13 protein-coding genes, 1 other RNA gene and 1 pseudogene are annotated in these 15,695 nt (G+C 44.6%); 11 read left to right on the top strand and 4 right to left on the bottom strand.

Features of this window, described 5'->3' with window-relative positions:
- Positions 1-52 precede the first annotated feature (52 nt).
- The 6 genes and pseudogenes from lldP (at position 53) to FTU55_RS06240 (ending at position 7,570) form a co-directional block, all read left to right on the top strand.
- Positions 53-1,723: an L-lactate permease gene (gene lldP, locus FTU55_RS06265; protein ID WP_171499828.1), complete on the top strand. Its 1,671-nt coding sequence runs from the start codon at positions 53-55 to the stop codon at positions 1,721-1,723.
- Positions 1,724-1,747: 24 nt separating this feature from the next.
- Positions 1,748-2,497 carry a transcriptional regulator LldR gene (lldR, locus tag FTU55_RS06260; RefSeq protein WP_005179260.1) on the top strand — a complete coding sequence of 250 codons (750 nt, stop codon included), beginning with the start codon at positions 1,748-1,750 and terminating at the stop codon, positions 2,495-2,497.
- On the top strand, positions 2,494-3,648 hold the full coding sequence (gene lldD / locus FTU55_RS06255) for an FMN-dependent L-lactate dehydrogenase LldD (protein WP_016659249.1): 1,155 nt from the start codon (positions 2,494-2,496) through the stop codon (positions 3,646-3,648). The genes lldR and lldD overlap by 4 nt, the downstream gene beginning before the upstream one ends.
- Positions 3,649-3,738: 90 nt before the next feature.
- Positions 3,739-5,454: a D-lactate dehydrogenase gene (gene dld / locus FTU55_RS06250; RefSeq protein ID WP_179996991.1), complete on the top strand. Its 1,716-nt coding sequence runs from the start codon at positions 3,739-3,741 to the stop codon at positions 5,452-5,454.
- 48 nt (positions 5,455-5,502) lie between these two features.
- Positions 5,503-6,402, top strand: a complete 900-nt coding sequence (locus FTU55_RS06245; RefSeq protein WP_004970549.1) for a LysR family transcriptional regulator — start codon at positions 5,503-5,505, stop codon at positions 6,400-6,402.
- Between the two features lie 227 nt (positions 6,403-6,629).
- Positions 6,630-7,570, top strand: a pseudogene (locus FTU55_RS06240) (IS5 family transposase).
- Positions 7,571-7,923: 353 nt separating this feature from the next.
- On the opposite strand, the gene ssrS reads toward FTU55_RS06240, so the two are convergent.
- The 3 genes from ssrS to FTU55_RS06225 form a co-directional block, all read right to left on the bottom strand.
- A non-coding RNA gene (ssrS, locus tag FTU55_RS06235) (6S RNA) lies at positions 7,924-8,107 on the bottom strand.
- Positions 8,108-8,204: 97 nt separating this feature from the next.
- Complete coding sequence (locus FTU55_RS06230) at positions 8,205-8,492, bottom strand: cell division protein ZapA (protein WP_005179243.1); 288 nt, start codon at positions 8,490-8,492, stop codon at positions 8,205-8,207.
- Between the two features lie 2 nt (positions 8,493-8,494).
- Complete coding sequence (locus FTU55_RS06225) at positions 8,495-9,046, bottom strand: hypothetical protein (RefSeq protein WP_005179239.1); 552 nt, start codon at positions 9,044-9,046, stop codon at positions 8,495-8,497.
- A 64-nt stretch (positions 9,047-9,110) separates the two neighbouring features.
- On the opposite strand from FTU55_RS06225, the gene FTU55_RS06220 reads away from it, so the two are divergent.
- From FTU55_RS06220 to FTU55_RS06200, 5 genes are all read left to right on the top strand, one after another.
- Positions 9,111-9,740, top strand: a complete 630-nt coding sequence (locus tag FTU55_RS06220) for a UPF0149 family protein (protein ID WP_168390703.1) — start codon at positions 9,111-9,113, stop codon at positions 9,738-9,740.
- A gap of 47 nt (positions 9,741-9,787) precedes the next feature.
- Complete coding sequence (gene pepP, locus FTU55_RS06215) at positions 9,788-11,116, top strand: Xaa-Pro aminopeptidase (protein WP_177155879.1); 1,329 nt, start codon at positions 9,788-9,790, stop codon at positions 11,114-11,116.
- A gap of 798 nt (positions 11,117-11,914) precedes the next feature.
- Positions 11,915-13,123 (top strand): 2-octaprenyl-6-methoxyphenyl hydroxylase, encoded by a 1,209-nt coding sequence (gene ubiH / locus FTU55_RS06210; protein WP_180046521.1) that lies wholly within the window; start codon positions 11,915-11,917, stop codon positions 13,121-13,123.
- Positions 13,120-14,361 (top strand): FAD-dependent monooxygenase, encoded by a 1,242-nt coding sequence (locus FTU55_RS06205; protein ID WP_180046519.1) that lies wholly within the window; start codon positions 13,120-13,122, stop codon positions 14,359-14,361. The genes ubiH and FTU55_RS06205 overlap by 4 nt, the downstream gene beginning before the upstream one ends.
- A gap of 176 nt (positions 14,362-14,537) precedes the next feature.
- Entirely contained in the window at positions 14,538-14,786 is a 249-nt protein-coding gene (locus FTU55_RS06200; RefSeq protein WP_016659239.1) for a hypothetical protein, read from the top strand.
- Between the two features lie 52 nt (positions 14,787-14,838).
- Here FTU55_RS06200 and rsmI read toward each other — a convergent pair whose 3' ends face one another.
- The gene (gene rsmI, locus FTU55_RS06195) at positions 14,839-15,684 is read right to left on the bottom strand and encodes a 16S rRNA (cytidine(1402)-2'-O)-methyltransferase (RefSeq protein WP_168384607.1); all 846 of its coding nucleotides are present in this window, start codon (positions 15,682-15,684) and stop codon (positions 14,839-14,841) included.
- Positions 15,685-15,695 lie beyond the last annotated feature (11 nt).

The following is a 15,695-nucleotide window of genomic DNA, read 5'->3' as shown; positions in this document are numbered from 1 at the left end:
TTTACCTCTACGCTTAGACCTATGTTTACGTTTGAGTGAGCATTTCAAGGAGATGACAATGCTTCAACATTGGCAACAGATCTATGATCCAATGGCAAATATTTGGATTTCGAGTCTTATTGCATCAATCCCGATTATTTTTTTCTTTTTGGCACTAGCTGTATTTCGCTTAAAGGGAAGTGTTGCGGGAACAATTACGGTGATTTTGGCGTTATTAGTGTCTTTATTTGCCTATGGCATGCCTGCACCAATGGCTTTTGCTTCATTGATCTATGGATTTTTCTACGGTTTGTGGCCAATCGCATGGATTATTATTGGCGCATTATTTTTATATAAAATCTCTGTAAAAACAGGGCAATTTAACATTATTCGCTCATCTATTCTTTCGATTACAGAAGATCAGCGTCTTCAGATGCTATTAGTCGGCTTCGCGTTTGGGACATTTTTAGAAGGTGCAGCGGGCTTTGGGGCGCCAGTGGCAATTACTGCAGCTTTGTTGGTAGGTTTGGGTTTTAAACCTTTATACGCTGCGGGTTTATGTCTGATTGTGAACACCGCACCGGTTGCGTTTGGCGCAATGGGGATTCCAATTATTGTGGCGGGTCAGGTTTCAGGCGTAGAAACCATGGAAATTAGCCAGATGGTTGGGCGTCAGTTGCCATTTATGGTGCCTATTGTGCTGTTCTGGATCATGGCAATTATGGATGGCTGGCGCGGTGTGAAAGAAACTTGGCCTGCGGTATTGGTGGGTGGTGGTGCTTTTGCAATTGCACAATACTTGACCTCTAACTTTGTTGGACCAGAGTTGCCAGATATTACCGCTGCAATTGCATCGTTGGTGAGCTTAACAGTACTGTTTAAATTCTGGCAGCCAAAACACATTTTCCGTTTTAGCGATGCAGACACAAAAGTAGATGCCAACTTGGTTGCAGAACAGCAGCAGAAATACAGCATCGGTCAGATTGTGAAAGCATGGTCACCCTTTGCAATTTTAACGGTGATGGTCACCATTTGGAGCATCAAACCGTTCAAAGATTTATTTGCTAAAGATGGTGCAATGCATGATTGGGTCATTTCCATCAAGGTGCCATTTTTACATCAACTGGTACAAAAAATGCCGCCTGTGGTGGCAGACGTCAAAGACTACGATGCCATCTTCAAGTTTGACTGGCTGAGTGCCACGGGTACTGCAATTATGATTGCGGCTTTCATCACCATCATTTATTTAAAAATGAAACCACGTGAAGCGGTGAAAACCTTTGCAGAAACCATCAATGAATTAAAAACACCGATTTATTCCATTGGTATGGTGCTGGCTTTTGCTTTTATTGCCAATTATTCAGGTATGTCTGCCACCTTGGCATTGGCTTTGGCTCATACAGGTAATGCCTTTACTTTCTTCTCGCCATTTTTAGGCTGGATTGGGGTATTCCTGACTGGTTCAGACACATCAGCCAATGCCTTATTTGCTGCCTTGCAAGCCACAACTGCACAGCAAATTGGTGTGCCAGAAGTATTACTTGTTGCCGCCAATACCAGTGGTGGTGTTACAGGAAAAATGATTTCGCCGCAATCGATTGCAATTGCCTGTGCCGCAGTCGGTTTAGTCGGTAAAGAATCGGATTTATTCCGCTTTACCGTGAAACACAGTATCACGTTCACCGTAATGATCGGTATTATTATCACTCTACAAGCTTATGTGTTCCCATGGATGATTCCATAACCACATGCACAAGAGGATAGCCGCATGAAAGTTTCCGACAAAGTTGTTCAAGACCTGCGCACACTGGTTGAAAAAAATCAGATGCAAGTCGGAGACCGATTGCCTGCCGAAAGAAAGTTGTGTGAACAACTCGGGGTTTCCCGTTCCTCTTTGCGTGAGGCTATTCAGCAATTGACCAGTCAGGGCATGCTGGTCAGCAAAGTTGGAGCGGGTACTTTTTTGCAACAGCTGCCAACCAATTGGTCGCAATATCAAATTGTGCAGCCTTTAAGTAACCTGATTGATGAAGATCCTGCTTATCGTTTTGATGTGCAGGAAGCACGAATGGTGCTTGAAGGTGGTACGGCATGGTATGCCGCACAGCGGGCAACCGCTGAGGATTTGAAAAAAATCCGTGCTTGTTATGAGCAAATCGCCCATTTTCAAATTTTGGGTGATGATGATCAGGCGGCAATTGCCGATGCCAAGTTTCATTTGGCAATTGCCGAGGCATCGCACAATTTGGTGCTTATTCAAATGATGCGCGGCTTATTTGATTTGTTGCAATACAACGTGGTTTTGGGTCGACGTAAAGTTTATACCGAAGCCCACCGTTTCGATCAGTTGCATGATCAGCATTTTCAAGTGATGGATGCAATTGAACGTCAGGATCCAGAAGCTGCCCGTGCGGCAGTGTGTGGACATATTGAATTTGTAGTTCAACAAGTACGCATGATAGACGAGGAAGATGCGCGTCGTCAGCGTGCGAGTCGATTAAACAGGATAGCGCCATGATTATTTCTTCTGCGAATGATTACCGCGAAGCAGCTAAACGCCGTTTACCGCCATTTTTATTTCACTATATAGATGGAGGTGCGTATGCGGAACAAACGCTAAAAAGAAATGTAGAAGACCTTTCACAAATTGCCTTGCGCCAACGTGTATTAAATGACATGTCGGCTTTAAGTTTAGAAACCACGTTATTTAATGAAACTTTGTCGATGCCTGTGGCTTTGGCGCCAGTCGGTTTAACAGGCATGTATGCGCGCCGTGGTGAAGTACAGGCTGCGGTAGCAGCAGACAAAAAGGGTATTCCGTTTACATTATCTACAGTGTCGGTGTGTCCAATTGAAGAAGTGGTACCTGCCATTTCTCGCCCAATGTGGTTTCAGCTCTATGTGTTACGTGACCGTGGCTTTATGCGCAATGCTTTGGAACGTGCCAAAGCAGCTGGCTGTTCAACATTGGTTTTTACAGTAGATATGCCTGTGCCTGGTGCACGTTATCGTGATGCACATTCGGGCATGAGTGGGCCAAATGCGGCCATGCGCCGTTATATGCAAGCAGTGATGCATCCAAACTGGGCGTGGGATGTGGGTTTACTCGGCCGCCCACATGATTTGGGCAATATCTCCAAATACTTGGGCAAGCCGACTGGACTGGAAGATTATATTGGTTGGTTGGGCAATAACTTTGATCCATCCATTTCATGGAAAGACCTAGAGTGGATTCGTGAATTTTGGGATGGCCCGATGGTGATTAAAGGCATTTTAGACCCTGAAGATGCTAAGGATGCTGTTCGTTTTGGGGCTGATGGAATTGTGGTGTCTAACCACGGTGGTCGTCAGTTGGATGGTGTGCTCTCGACTGCACGTGCTTTACCGCCAATAGCTGATGCAGTAAAAGGAGATCTAAAAATTCTAGTGGATTCAGGTATTCGTAATGGCCTAGATGTGGTGCGCATGTTGGCGATGGGTGCGGATACTTGTATGCTCGGACGTGCCTTTATTTATGCACTAGGTGCAGCAGGTGGGGCGGGTGTGAGTAATTTACTCGAATTGATTGATAAAGAAATGCGAGTCGCAATGACCTTAACGGGTGCTAAAAACATTCAAGCGATTAACTCAGATTGCTTGGTACAACTTGAGCGTGAACTGAAAGGCTAAATTGCCAACAGGAGCGATCAATCCATCAACCGATGCATTTGGCTGAATCGCTTAATTGTATTTTTCACCTTGTTTCAGGACTTGTACACTATGCCACAGACAATTTCTTCTGCAACACAATTTGATGCTGCAGCAACCCTCAAAAACTTGGTCGATATTGTGGGAAAAGCGCATGTATTGACCCATGAATCAGATACTCGTTTATATCGTCAAGGGCGACGTTTTGGCGAAGGACAAGTTTTTGCGGTGGTTACGCCAGGTTCTTTATTGCAGCAGTGGCAAGTGTTACAAGTGGCGGTGGCGGCTGATTGCATTATTATTATGCAAGCTGCTAATACTGGACTCACGGGTGGTTCTACCCCTTTTGGTGATGACTATGATCGTCCTGTAATTTTGATCAACACCCAACGTTTAAAAGGTATTCAGCTCATCAACGATGCCAAGCAAGTGATTTGCTTGCCTGGTGCAACGCTAGATGCTTTGGAACAACAATTGGCGCCACATCAGCGTGAGCCACACTCAGTCATTGGTTCATCTTGTATTGGCGCTTCAGTGTTGGGCGGGGTATGTAATAATTCAGGTGGTGCGTTGGTCAGACGTGGCCCTGCCTATACTGAGTTGGCCTTATATGCACAAGTCGATGCACTGGGCGAGTTGCAACTCATCAATCATTTGGGGGTGAATTTAGGGAACTCGCCAGAAGAAATTTTAACCAAACTTGAGCAACAACAATATCGCCCTGAAGATATTGAATATTCGGAACATTGTTGTGCTTCAGATCAGCGTTACGTGCATGATGTTGCCCAAGTCGATGCCGATACGCCTGCACGGTTTAATGCCGACCCGAGCCGTTTGTTTGAAGCTTCGGGTTCGGCAGGTAAAGTCTGTGTGTTTGCAGTGCGTTTGGATACATTTGAGAAAATTCCGAGTCAGGTGTTTTATATCGGCAGCAATCAGCAGGATGATTTAACCGCGATTCGCCGTTTTTTATTACGTGATTTGCCGCGTGTACCGATTGCTGGCGAGTATATTCATCGAGATGCCTATGACATTGGTGCAGAATATGGCAAAGACAGCTTCTTGTTTATCGAGAAGTTTGGCACCAGTAAAGTACCTGCAGCTTTTGCCATGAAAGATAAAGTTGATGGTTTTCTAACCCGTTGGGGCATGCGTGGATTGTCGGATAAAGTTTTGCAAATGTTCACGAAACTACTGCCAAATCATTTACCAGAACGCATGAACCAATTTCGTGATTTGTATGAACATCATTTAATTTTGCGCATTGAGCAGCAAGATGTTGCGGCAGTACAGCAGTTTTTAATGGATTATTTTATCACGCGCAATTCCGGCGGTTTTTTTCTATGTAATGAAGATGAAGGCCGCAAGGCTTTTCTGCATCGCTTTGCAGTGGCAGGTGCTGCAATTCGTTATCGTGATACACATCGAAATGAAGTGGAAGACATTGTTGCTTTAGATATTGCGTTAAGACGTAATGATCAGCAATGGGTTGAAACCTTGCCCGAAGAGTTGGAGCAGGCGATTATACATAAGTTGTATTATGGTCATTTTTTATGTCATGTCTTTCATCAGGACTATATTATTAAAAAAGGCGTAGACCCGTTGGCGATGGAACATCAAATGTGGTCATTGCTTGATGCACGTGGGGCAGAGTATCCTGCAGAGCATAATGTTGGGCATTTATATGTGGCGAAGCCTGCCTTAAAGCAGCATTATCAAAAATTGGATCCGACCAATTGTTTTAATGTGGGCATTGGGCATAGCTCTAAATTAAAAGCTTGGCGTTAAATAAGGATGAAAACTGAGCAGTGAAACTGATTCTAAGGAAAGATGGATATGTTTAAGTTAGATAGCAAACTGCTACAGATTTTTTACTATGTATATAAATTAAAAAATGTGTCTGCAGCAGCAGATGCATTGGGCATGAGTCAGCCTGCGGTTAGTAACTGTTTAAATAAAATTCGTCAGCATTTTAATGACCCATTATTTTTAAGGGTTGGCAATGAAATGTTGCCTACAGAGTTGGCGAAACAGATTTTTTCACCGATTAGTGAAATTATTAATAAAATTGAAACGGTCAATAATTTTAAAGTCGATTTTGATCCGACACATTCCGATCAATTATTTACCTTGGCAATGACCGATGTTTCGCATTTGGTTTTATTGCCAAAACTGACCAAGTTTTTAAAAAAATATGCACCTTCAGTGCGGATTAAAATTCGTCCTATTACCCGTGAAACCAGTTATCAAATGGCAAATGGTGAAATTGATTTTGCGATTGGTTTTTTACCTGAGTTAGAGCAGGGTTTTTATCAGCAGCAATTATTTTTACAATATTATGTGGTGATTAGTCGTAAAGATCATCCACGTATTTGTGAAAAAAGTTTAGATGTTGAAGCTTATATTCGTGAATCGCATGTCGATGTAGATACCAGTATAGGTCACTACCATATTGAAAATGAATTAAGCAATCGTGGTTTAAGACGTAATATTCTAATGAGTATCCCAAGTTATTTAGGGGTCGGTTTAATTGTGCAAGAAACCGATATGATTGCGACAGTGCCTTATTATTTAAGTGAGGTGTTATTGGCACGCGGGAATTTACAAGTAGTGAGTGCGCCTTTGAATTTTCCAACCTATCCTGTACGACAATATTGGCATACGTCTTGTCATCACCAAACCAGTCATCAGTGGTTAAGAAAAGTGATTTTTGATTTGTTTAGTCAGCATCCTTAATTAATCGTATTTAAAGTAAAATTTTTATAATTTTTTAAATTATCATTCGCTAATTCCCTCATCTTCAAAAGAGCAGGCTAGGCTGAGGGAATTAGTGATTCTTTTTTATAAGGCAATAAAACTAAATTTCTGCCCACGATTTTGATTGCAGCTATACATTTTCATTTTTCCATGGCTTTGTTGCACAAAGCTGTTCTTAAGGACTCCTTCGGCAATATAATTTCCAAATGAAGAAGCCTACACACAAAATCTACCGCACAACCAATTGGCCCGCATATAACCGAGCTCTCATTAATCGTGGGAATATTGCCATTTGGTTCGATCCAAAAACACAATGGTATGCAGAACCTCAAGGCAAACAAGGTCGAAGTCAAACCTACTCCGACATAGCGATTCAATGCTGTTTGATGATCAAATCTCTATTTAGACTCACTTTACGCATGGTCACTGGCTTTGTTCAGAGCCTCATTAAACTTTGCGGCTGAGCAGCCCCGAATATCAGTGATATTCGTATTCGACTATTTGTAGAAGACAAAAGCATATTGATATTGCGATAAGCTATCAGAAAAGTCGTGATGGTCTCCACCTACTCGTCGACTCTACTGGCTTGAAGTTTTTAGGTGAAGGTGAATGGAAACGTAAGAAACATCAGCCTGAATATCGTCGCCAATGGCGTAAACTTCACATTGGTATAGATGCTGAAACGCTGCAAATACGGGCCGTTCAGCTCACGACAAACAATGTCAGTGATTCACAAGTACTCGAAGATTTACTTGATCAAATTCCACTTGATGAGCAGATTGATTCTGTCTATACAGATGGTGCTTATGACACGAAACACTGCAGAAAAGTCATTTCAGATCGACAGGCACATGCGGTGATTCCGCCAAGAAAAAATGCGAAGCCCTGGAAAGACAAAAAGCTGAGATCTTTAGAAAGAAATGAATTGTTGAAAACGGTTAAATGCCTAGGAAGAGCAATTTGGAAAAAGTGGTCTGGGTATCATCGCCGAAGCTTGGTAGAAACCAAGATGCATTGCATCAAATTATTGGGAGATAAACTCAGTGCACGGAGTTTTCAAAGCCAGGTGAATGAGATTCATGCACGTGTGGCAGTATTAAATAAATTTATGGAATTAGGCCGAGCTCATACCCAAGTTGTCACTTAAATTTAAACAACTTAGGAAAGCTCTATCTTTAAAATCTTTATGCAACAAAGCCCTGCAGTACTAAAAATTGCAGATAATAAACTTTATGAAGCAAAACATAGTGGGCGGAATTGCATCCGTTCTACAGTCAAGTCGTCTGCTTAAAAATTTTGCTGAACTGCAATCTTGTGAAGATGTTAATCAAATCGATCTTACTGATTTAATTCGGGATGGCGTTCTTTTAAGATGGGTTGTATCTACAAGAGGGCTTAACGGTTAGTTTGAAGCTTTAAAAGATTAGAACGAGAGAATAAATAATTATAAAAAAGAGGAAATTTAGAAGTTCTTAGGACTGAATAGGGGATCAATCAGCTAAACCCTCCGACGGTGCCGCTGCATGTGTCGTTACCCTGAACCCGATGAGTTCAAGGTGGACGCGACGTATACTTGCTGGGCTTCCCACTCAGGGTGGGCATGCACTCTAAATATACAGAACGCAATCCATAAGTTTAAGTATCGGCAGGGGAATAGACCTGCTGGCGAACACCTCAGAGTTAGACTCAGTATAAAGGATTCAGCTTTAGACGCAAACCTATCGGCCTACAGAACTGTAAATTTAAGTGTCATTTGCACAGGCTTTATGCAAGTCAAAGCCTTATTCGGTCAGTGTTTCGACTTCTTCCAGAATTGTGGCCAGCAAGCGTTCACAATGGGCATATTCCTGCAGGGATTTGTTCATCGACAGCACTTCCTGCATCAGCTCTAAGGCCACCATAATAATCAGCTTGCTTGGTTCCATACGTGGTGCTTTACGACGAAATTCATCATATTTTTCATTCAGTAATTCTGCTGCACGTTCCAGATCCGCCCGTTTTTCAAGAGTCGTGGCCAGCTTGAAACTGTGTCCTAAAACACGTAAATCTACAGGAATTTGTTCACTCATGCTTAAGCTTCCTCGCTGACATCAGTTGGATGGGCCAATTGCTGAATTTCCTGGGCATTCTGGTCTTGTGCAGTTCCTAAAATGGCCAGACGCTGAATAATTGCCTCGACTTTGGCTTTGGCATGCTCATTCTTCTGCAATAAACGCTCACGTTCTTGCTGCAAAGATTGCACATTCTGCAAAGTCTGACGCTGTTCATTCTGCAACTTTTCTTTAATGACGCGTAGCTCGTTACGTTCGGCCAGCAATTCCTGAAAGCGGTTTTTGAGATCGGTGCAGCTTTTTTCCAGACGGCTATAACGGTCCGCCAATGCGGTCGCATCCTGATTCAACTGCTGAAATTGGGCCTGACTGGTGCTGAGCTGTTCACTTAAAGACTCAATTTCTTCTTGTTTTTGGGTAATCACCCCATTTCTTTGCACAATTTGTGCATGATGCTGCTCTTCAGCCTGTTGCTTGGCTTCAGCTAAAGATTGAGTTTCACTCTCATAATGCGCAAGTCGTGTTTTTAAAACACCAATATGCGCCTGTAGACGCTGTAATTCTTCTAACATATCGTGGTCGCACAGTCTTGCAAACAAAGGTAATATATACGAAGTATAGAGATTGGATAAGCGAATGCAAGACGATATTTCAGGTTGGTCCGAATGGTACCGCAATTTTTCCACGATTGAAGAAATTTCAAGTCCAAGTGAGTTACATGGTTTACTGACCGGTATAGTTTGTGTGACAAATGCACCAACTGAAACCGAGTGGCAACAGATTCTGGCAACCCTGAATGTGCCCGAACTTAGTCCGGAAGCGCTGGATATTTTAACCGGCGAAGCGGAAGATGTAGCGCATGCTTTATCTGAAGATGAACTGGATTATCTGCCCCTGTTACCGGATGACGAACACGTATTACAGGAGCGGGTACAGGCGCTGGCCGACTGGTGTGCCGGCGTAGTTCTGGGCTTTGGCCTGGCGTCCGGACATATCCGCAGCGATGAGCTGGAGCTGATTGAACATCTGCAAGATGTGGCAGCAGTCGAGTTTGAAGACTCGGACAATGATGAAGAAGGCGAAGAAAGCTATCAGGAATTATATGAATTTGTCCGCCTGATTCCGGTGAGCCTGTCGGTTGGCCGCAAGAAAATAGCGGTTGATGAAAGTTCTTTGTTACAAAACGTACATGCCAAGTCACGTCAGGTGGCTGCGCCAGAAAGTGGCAGTATTGTAGAAATGTTTACCCCACATCGTCCGAGCTGATTCGGGCGATACCATCCTCCCTTTATTTAGGCTGCGAAGAAAAATTAATGAAGAAACTGACCCAGGTAGAATTTAAAGAACGTCGTGACCGTCTGGCTGAACTGATGGGCCCACACAGTATTGCCATTATTGCCACCAGTCCGGTGGCCATGCGTAACCGGGATGCTGACTATAAATATCGAACGGACAGCAGTTTCTTCTACTTGACCGGCTTTGCAGAACCTGAAGCGGTCGCGGTCATTGAAACCTATGAATCTATAGATGAAGGCTATACCTATAGCCTGTTTTGCCGCGAACGTAACAGGGAGATGGAAATCTGGAATGGCTATCGCGCCGGTATTGATGGCGCCATTGAACAGTATGAGGCCGATGAAGCCTATGCCATTGACCTGCTCGATGAAGAAATTCTGGAAAAACTGCTGGATAAAGACCAGCTCTTTTACCGTATTGGACAGAATGCCGAATTTGATGCGCGGGTGGCCAAATGGATTGCAGCTGCCAATGGCGAAAGCCGCCGTGGTACCTCGGCACCAGCGCAGGTGGTGCAGCTCGACCGTCTGGTCGATGAAATGCGTTTGCACAAAGACACCAAAGAGCTGGAACTGATGCAAATTGCGGCAGATATTTCTGCCGAAGCGCATACCCGGGCCATGCAAACGGTTAAGCCAGGTATGATGGAATATGCGCTGGAAGCCGAACTGAACTATGTATTTGGCCGAAATGGCTGTGTTCCATCCTATAACAGTATTGTCGGTGGTGGTGAAAATGCCTGCATTCTGCACTATGTAGAGAACGACAAAGAACTGAAAGATGGCGATTTGGTGTTAATTGATGCCGCCTGTGAATATCAGTTCTATGCTTCAGATATTACCCGGACCTTTCCGGTGAATGGCAAATTCAGCCCCGAGCAAAAAGCGCTGTATAACCTTGTACTAGATGCTCAGCTTGCAGCAATTAATGCCGTACAGATTGGCAACTCCTATAAAGAACCGCATTATGTTGCGGTACGTATTCTGGTGCAGGGCCTGCTTGATTTAGGCATTATGCAGGGTGATCTGGACGAGATTATTGCGTCAGAAAGCTATCGTCAGTTCTATATGCATGGTACAGGCCACTGGCTGGGCATGGATGTGCATGATGTCGGAACTTATAAGGTTGATGGCGAATGGCGTGCTTATGAAGCCGGTATGGTGGTTACGGTTGAGCCGGGTCTATACATTGCCCCGGATGATGAAACGGTAGATCCAAAATGGCGTGGCATTGGCATCCGGATTGAAGATGATATTGTCGCGACCAAAAATGGACCACTGAACTTAACTGCGAAAGTAGTGAAAACTGTAGACGAGATTGAAGCGTTGATGGCTGCGACCAAATAAAAGCCGTACAGCTCAAAAGCCGGTCAGAAGATCGGCTTTTTTGATTTTGAATTAGCGTTAATGGATTAAATAGAGATAGACATCCAGACTAATTCACGAAAATATGCCAAACCCATTTAAAAATATTGCCAACGCTATGAGGAAATACATAGCCTAAAACAAAACAGCAAATGACTGTAAAAATTACAATTTTAACTGAGCTTATTGTAAGGCTGAGATAGAGGGATGAAAAAATTGCTAACCCTAGCCCCAAAAAAATCCCGGCGACAGCGTAGTAAAATGCTGTAATAAAACGTTCAGTATGATCCATTTATTATCCTAACATTCTAATTATTTTAAGAAATTATAGTATGGCTTTTAGATTGAATAATAGAAGACTTAACTTGCGGCCGGAAAGCCATGAAACATCCATTGTATGCCCCACAACAGAACCAAGATTAAAACGACTAAAAAGATAAGTTCTAATTTCTTCATGTTTTAAATTTTCTACAATGAATAGCATACAGCTGATACGAATTCTTTAATTTATTTTATCTACGTTAGGGCTGTCGCTTGCTCAGCTTAAGTCTGGCGCTCCGGGCTTTGTATAGATGTTATATTGCATACCATTCCAGTGTCATCTTATGGAATAACATCTTTTAAACGGGATTTATGGTCAGAACACGCAAGCGCTGAAGCTCAGAAATTCCAGCCATCCACACGAATCATTATAAAAATCCAATCCCTTGATGTAATATAAAATCAATCATGATTAAGATGTATCTAAACTTTTGAGATACCACAAATAAGGATTCAAGCATGCAACAAGAAGTCATCATCGTGGGCGGCGGTATGGTGGGGCTGAGTTTGGCGCTCATGTTGGCCAAATCCAATATTGCGGTCAAACTGCTCGAAGCAATTCAATACCCGAATTATGATGATGCCAATCTTGCCCCGCATCACTCCAGTTTTGATGCACGAAACAGTGCGCTGTCGCGTCGTAGCGTACAGATTTATCAGGAACTGGGCCTATGGGAAGCCTTACAGGAACATGCTGTCCCGATTCTGGAAGTGCACATTACCGAGCAGGGCAGTTTTGGGAAGGCGCGTCTGCAAGCTGAACAGGAAAAAGTCGAAAGTTTTGGACAGGTGATTGAAAATGCCTGGTTAGGCCGGGTGTTATTGACTCAGGTGCGCGCAGAGCCTTTAATTGAACTGATTGATGGGGTAAAAGTCACCTCGCTGAACCAAGATGCAGATCTGGCTTATCTGGAAGCGCAGCGTGGAAGTGAAGTCTTAAAACTGCAATCCAAACTGGTGATTGCTGCCGATGGCCGCGATTCATTCTGCCGTAAAGCCCTAGGCATTGGGGTGGATGAACATGATTATGATCAGGTCGCCATTGTAACCACCGTACAAACCTCTAAACCACACAATCATGTCGGTTTTGAGCGTTTCAGTCCTTTAGGTCCGCTGGCGTTATTGCCTTTGCCGGGTGAATATCGTCGTTCGGTGGTCTGGCCGGTGAAAAAAGGCACGGAACATGAATGGGTGGGGGAAGACAATGACCAGCATTTCCTTAATGCCTTGCAGCAGACTTATGGCGATCGGGCTGGAAAATTCCAGAAAACCGGACGCCGTTTTAGCTTCCCGCTTTCGCAGGTGCTGGCAGAAAAACAGGCAGTGGGCCGAGTAGTACTGATGGGTAATGCGGCACATACCATTCACCCGGTGGCCGGACAGGGCTTTAACCTGTGTATGCGCGATGCTTATGTGTTGGTGCGTTATTTAAAAGAACAGCTGGCTCAACAGGCCGATTTGGGCGATGCCGCCATGCTGCAAGATTATGAAAAATCCCGTCTGACCGATCAGCAGCGCGTGATCAAATTCTGTGACAGCGTGGTGCGTGGCTTTAGTAACCAGAATCCGGTGCTGAAACTACTCAGAAATACCGGTCTGATTGCCTTTGATACCATTCCGGGAATTAAACCACTTGTTGCCAACTATGCCATGGGACTAAAAGCATGAACCAGACAGCACACGTATTAGATGCCGTTATTGTGGGTGGTGGTTTGGTCGGTGGCTTAACTGCATTATTACTGGCCCAAGGTGGGGTACAGGCCACAGTGTTGGATGCCGCGCCAATTCTGGATACAGAAAAAACCTTAAGCGTGGCCAATCCGCGCGTACTGGCTTTAAGTCAGGCCACTATCCACTTGCTAAAAAATGTGGGTGTTTGGGATAAACTGGCGCGTCAGCAGCCTTATACCGGCATGCAGGTCTGGAATAAAAATGGCTATGGCGAAATCAATTTTGGTCAGCCGGCAGAAAAAACACCCGGAGTGGATCAGGTGCTAGGTTCAATGGTGGAGCCGAGTATTTTAAATCTGGCCATTCAGCAAACCATGCTGACGCAGATTCAGGATTATCGTACCCAGGTCAAAGTCACCCGGATTGAGCAGGGCATTGGCGTCTGGCATATTTTCTTGGCCGATGGTACGAAGCTCAGCACCAAACTGTTAATTGGCGCAGATGGGGCCAATTCCTTTGTCCGCGAACAGGCCTTTATTGATCTGGATGTGCTGGATTATCAGCAGGCAGGCATCAGTTGTGCTATTCGAACTGTCCAGCCGCATCAGCATGTGGCGCGTCAGATTTTTCTGGAAACCGGTCCACTGGCATACCTGCCAATGAGCAGCCTCAAGCCTGAACAGGATGGCCATTGGCAATCTATTGTCTGGACGCTACCAGAGGATTATGCAGAAGAATATGCCGCGTTATCCGATCAGGAATTTACCCAGCTGTTGACCCGTGAAAGCCATCATATGTTGGGTGAAGTACTGGAAGCTACACCACGTGCCCGTTTCCCTTTAAAAGCCCGTGCTGCGCAGCACTATGTTGAGCCGGGACTGGCACTGATTGGCGATGCGGCGCATGTGATTCATCCACTGGCCGGGCAGGGCGTCAATATTGGCTGTCTGGATGCCGCAGTCTTGTGTGATGTTCTGCTGCATGACCGGGCACGTGGGGTCTGGGCGCATGAGCAGACCTTGAAGCGTTATGAGCATCGTCGTAAAGGTCAAAATGATGCAATGATGCACAGCATGTCTGCAATAGGCTGGCTGGAAACCACCCAGTTATTCCCGCTGGTCTGGGGACGTAATTTTGGCTTGAAGCAGGTTGAACAGCTGCCGGTGTTAAAAGATGCTTTTATGGCGCAGGCCAATGGTTTGCATCTGCTGAAAGACACGCGGTATGCGGTCTAGCTAGAAATAGTTATTTTTTAAACATTCATTAATACATGATTACGAATTTGGTTAAAAAAGACACGATTTTTTCGTCTTTACCTCTAGGCGAAAGGCGCAGAGATTGATAAATTTCTTCCTAATTGCATGACAACGTTCACCAGGACTCAATTGAGGTCATTTGCGGGGAGATTAAAATGACGGATATGAACGATTATGATGATGTAGAAGATACCACCGTCGATGACGATGAGGCAAAAGCGGCTGAAAAAGGTGCACTGGACAGCGAAGATGCCGTAAACGATGGTGATGTGGCGGAAGCAGAAACCTTAACCGTAACCGCTAAACAGAAGCAACGCCAAGCGTTAGAAGATGAAATTGCGGCCTTCTTGGCACGTGGGGGAAAAATTACTGAAGTCCCACCAGATGAGGCTGCACGCGAATAAGAAAAAAGCATCACCGGAGTGATGCTTTTTTATTGCGAATCAACAGCCAGAATCAGTCATCGCGGTTTTGGCTCAGTTCCAGCGCACGCTGATAAGCCACTTTTTTCTTGATCCCGGTTAAATCGGCGGCCAGCTGTGACGCTGCTTTCACCGATAAATCCTGTAGCAGTCGGGTGAGCAGCTGATCCAGCTTTTCCTGCTCCAGATCTTTTTCCGCGGTTGCACCACCCACCACCAGTACAATTTCACCTTTTTGCTGATGATGATCGGCTTCAATAAAACTGACCAGCTCACCCAGCGTCATCTTCTTGATGGTTTCAAAGGTTTTGGTAATTTCACGGGCAAAACCGACCGGGCGCTCGGCCCCGAAAATATTGGCCATATCTTTAACGCTGTCCAGAATCCGGTGTGGCGCTTCATAAAAAATCAGGGTCGCAGTCTGGTCTTTAAGTTTTTCCAGACTCAAGATACGCTGTGACTGTTTTGACGGTAAAAAGCCTTCAAAGCTAAAGCGGTCACTCGGTAAACCAACCGCACTCAGCGCTGCAATTGCGGCACAGGCTCCCGGAACCGGAATCACCCGGATATTGTGTTCTTGTGCGGCGCGGACCAGTTTAAAACCGGGGTCGCTAATTAGCGGAGTACCGGCATCACTAATCAGGGCCATATTTTCGCCGTTCAGCAGGCGCTGAACCAATATATCAATTTTGTTACTTTCATTATGTTCATGGCACGCCGTTAACGGAGTTGATATATTATAGTGCTTTAATAATTGAGCGGAGGTCCGAGTATCCTCTGCCGCAATAATATTTACAGACTTTAGAACATCAATCGCCCGGTAGGTCATGTCGTCTAAGTGCCCAATTGGGGTGGCTACAACAAATAACTGAGCACTCATAAGGTTTCTCC

Origin of the sequence: Acinetobacter sp. YH12117, assembly GCF_013418865.1 — a bacterium.
Lineage (GTDB): Bacteria > Pseudomonadota > Gammaproteobacteria > Pseudomonadales > Moraxellaceae > Acinetobacter > Acinetobacter indicus.
Note: the sequence above shows the minus strand (reverse complement) of the source record. Positions and strands in the feature narration are given on the sequence as shown.

Coding starts and splice junctions, on each gene's coding strand:
- lldR (WP_005179260.1), top strand. CDS start 1,748: ATGAAAGTTTCCGACAAAGTTGTTCAAGACCTGCGCACACTGGTTGAA.
- FTU55_RS06220 (WP_168390703.1), top strand. CDS start 9,111: ATGCAAGACGATATTTCAGGTTGGTCCGAATGGTACCGCAATTTTTCC.
- FTU55_RS06225 (WP_005179239.1), bottom strand. CDS start 9,046: ATGTTAGAAGAATTACAGCGTCTACAGGCGCATATTGGTGTTTTAAAA.
- FTU55_RS06230 (WP_005179243.1), bottom strand. CDS start 8,492: ATGAGTGAACAAATTCCTGTAGATTTACGTGTTTTAGGACACAGTTTC.
- ubiH (WP_180046521.1), top strand. CDS start 11,915: ATGCAACAAGAAGTCATCATCGTGGGCGGCGGTATGGTGGGGCTGAGT.
- FTU55_RS06200 (WP_016659239.1), top strand. CDS start 14,538: ATGACGGATATGAACGATTATGATGATGTAGAAGATACCACCGTCGAT.
- lldP (WP_171499828.1), top strand. CDS start 53: ATGACAATGCTTCAACATTGGCAACAGATCTATGATCCAATGGCAAAT.
- FTU55_RS06205 (WP_180046519.1), top strand. CDS start 13,120: ATGAACCAGACAGCACACGTATTAGATGCCGTTATTGTGGGTGGTGGT.
- lldD (WP_016659249.1), top strand. CDS start 2,494: ATGATTATTTCTTCTGCGAATGATTACCGCGAAGCAGCTAAACGCCGT.
- dld (WP_179996991.1), top strand. CDS start 3,739: ATGCCACAGACAATTTCTTCTGCAACACAATTTGATGCTGCAGCAACC.
- rsmI (WP_168384607.1), bottom strand. CDS start 15,684: ATGAGTGCTCAGTTATTTGTTGTAGCCACCCCAATTGGGCACTTAGAC.
- FTU55_RS06245 (WP_004970549.1), top strand. CDS start 5,503: ATGTTTAAGTTAGATAGCAAACTGCTACAGATTTTTTACTATGTATAT.
- pepP (WP_177155879.1), top strand. CDS start 9,788: ATGAAGAAACTGACCCAGGTAGAATTTAAAGAACGTCGTGACCGTCTG.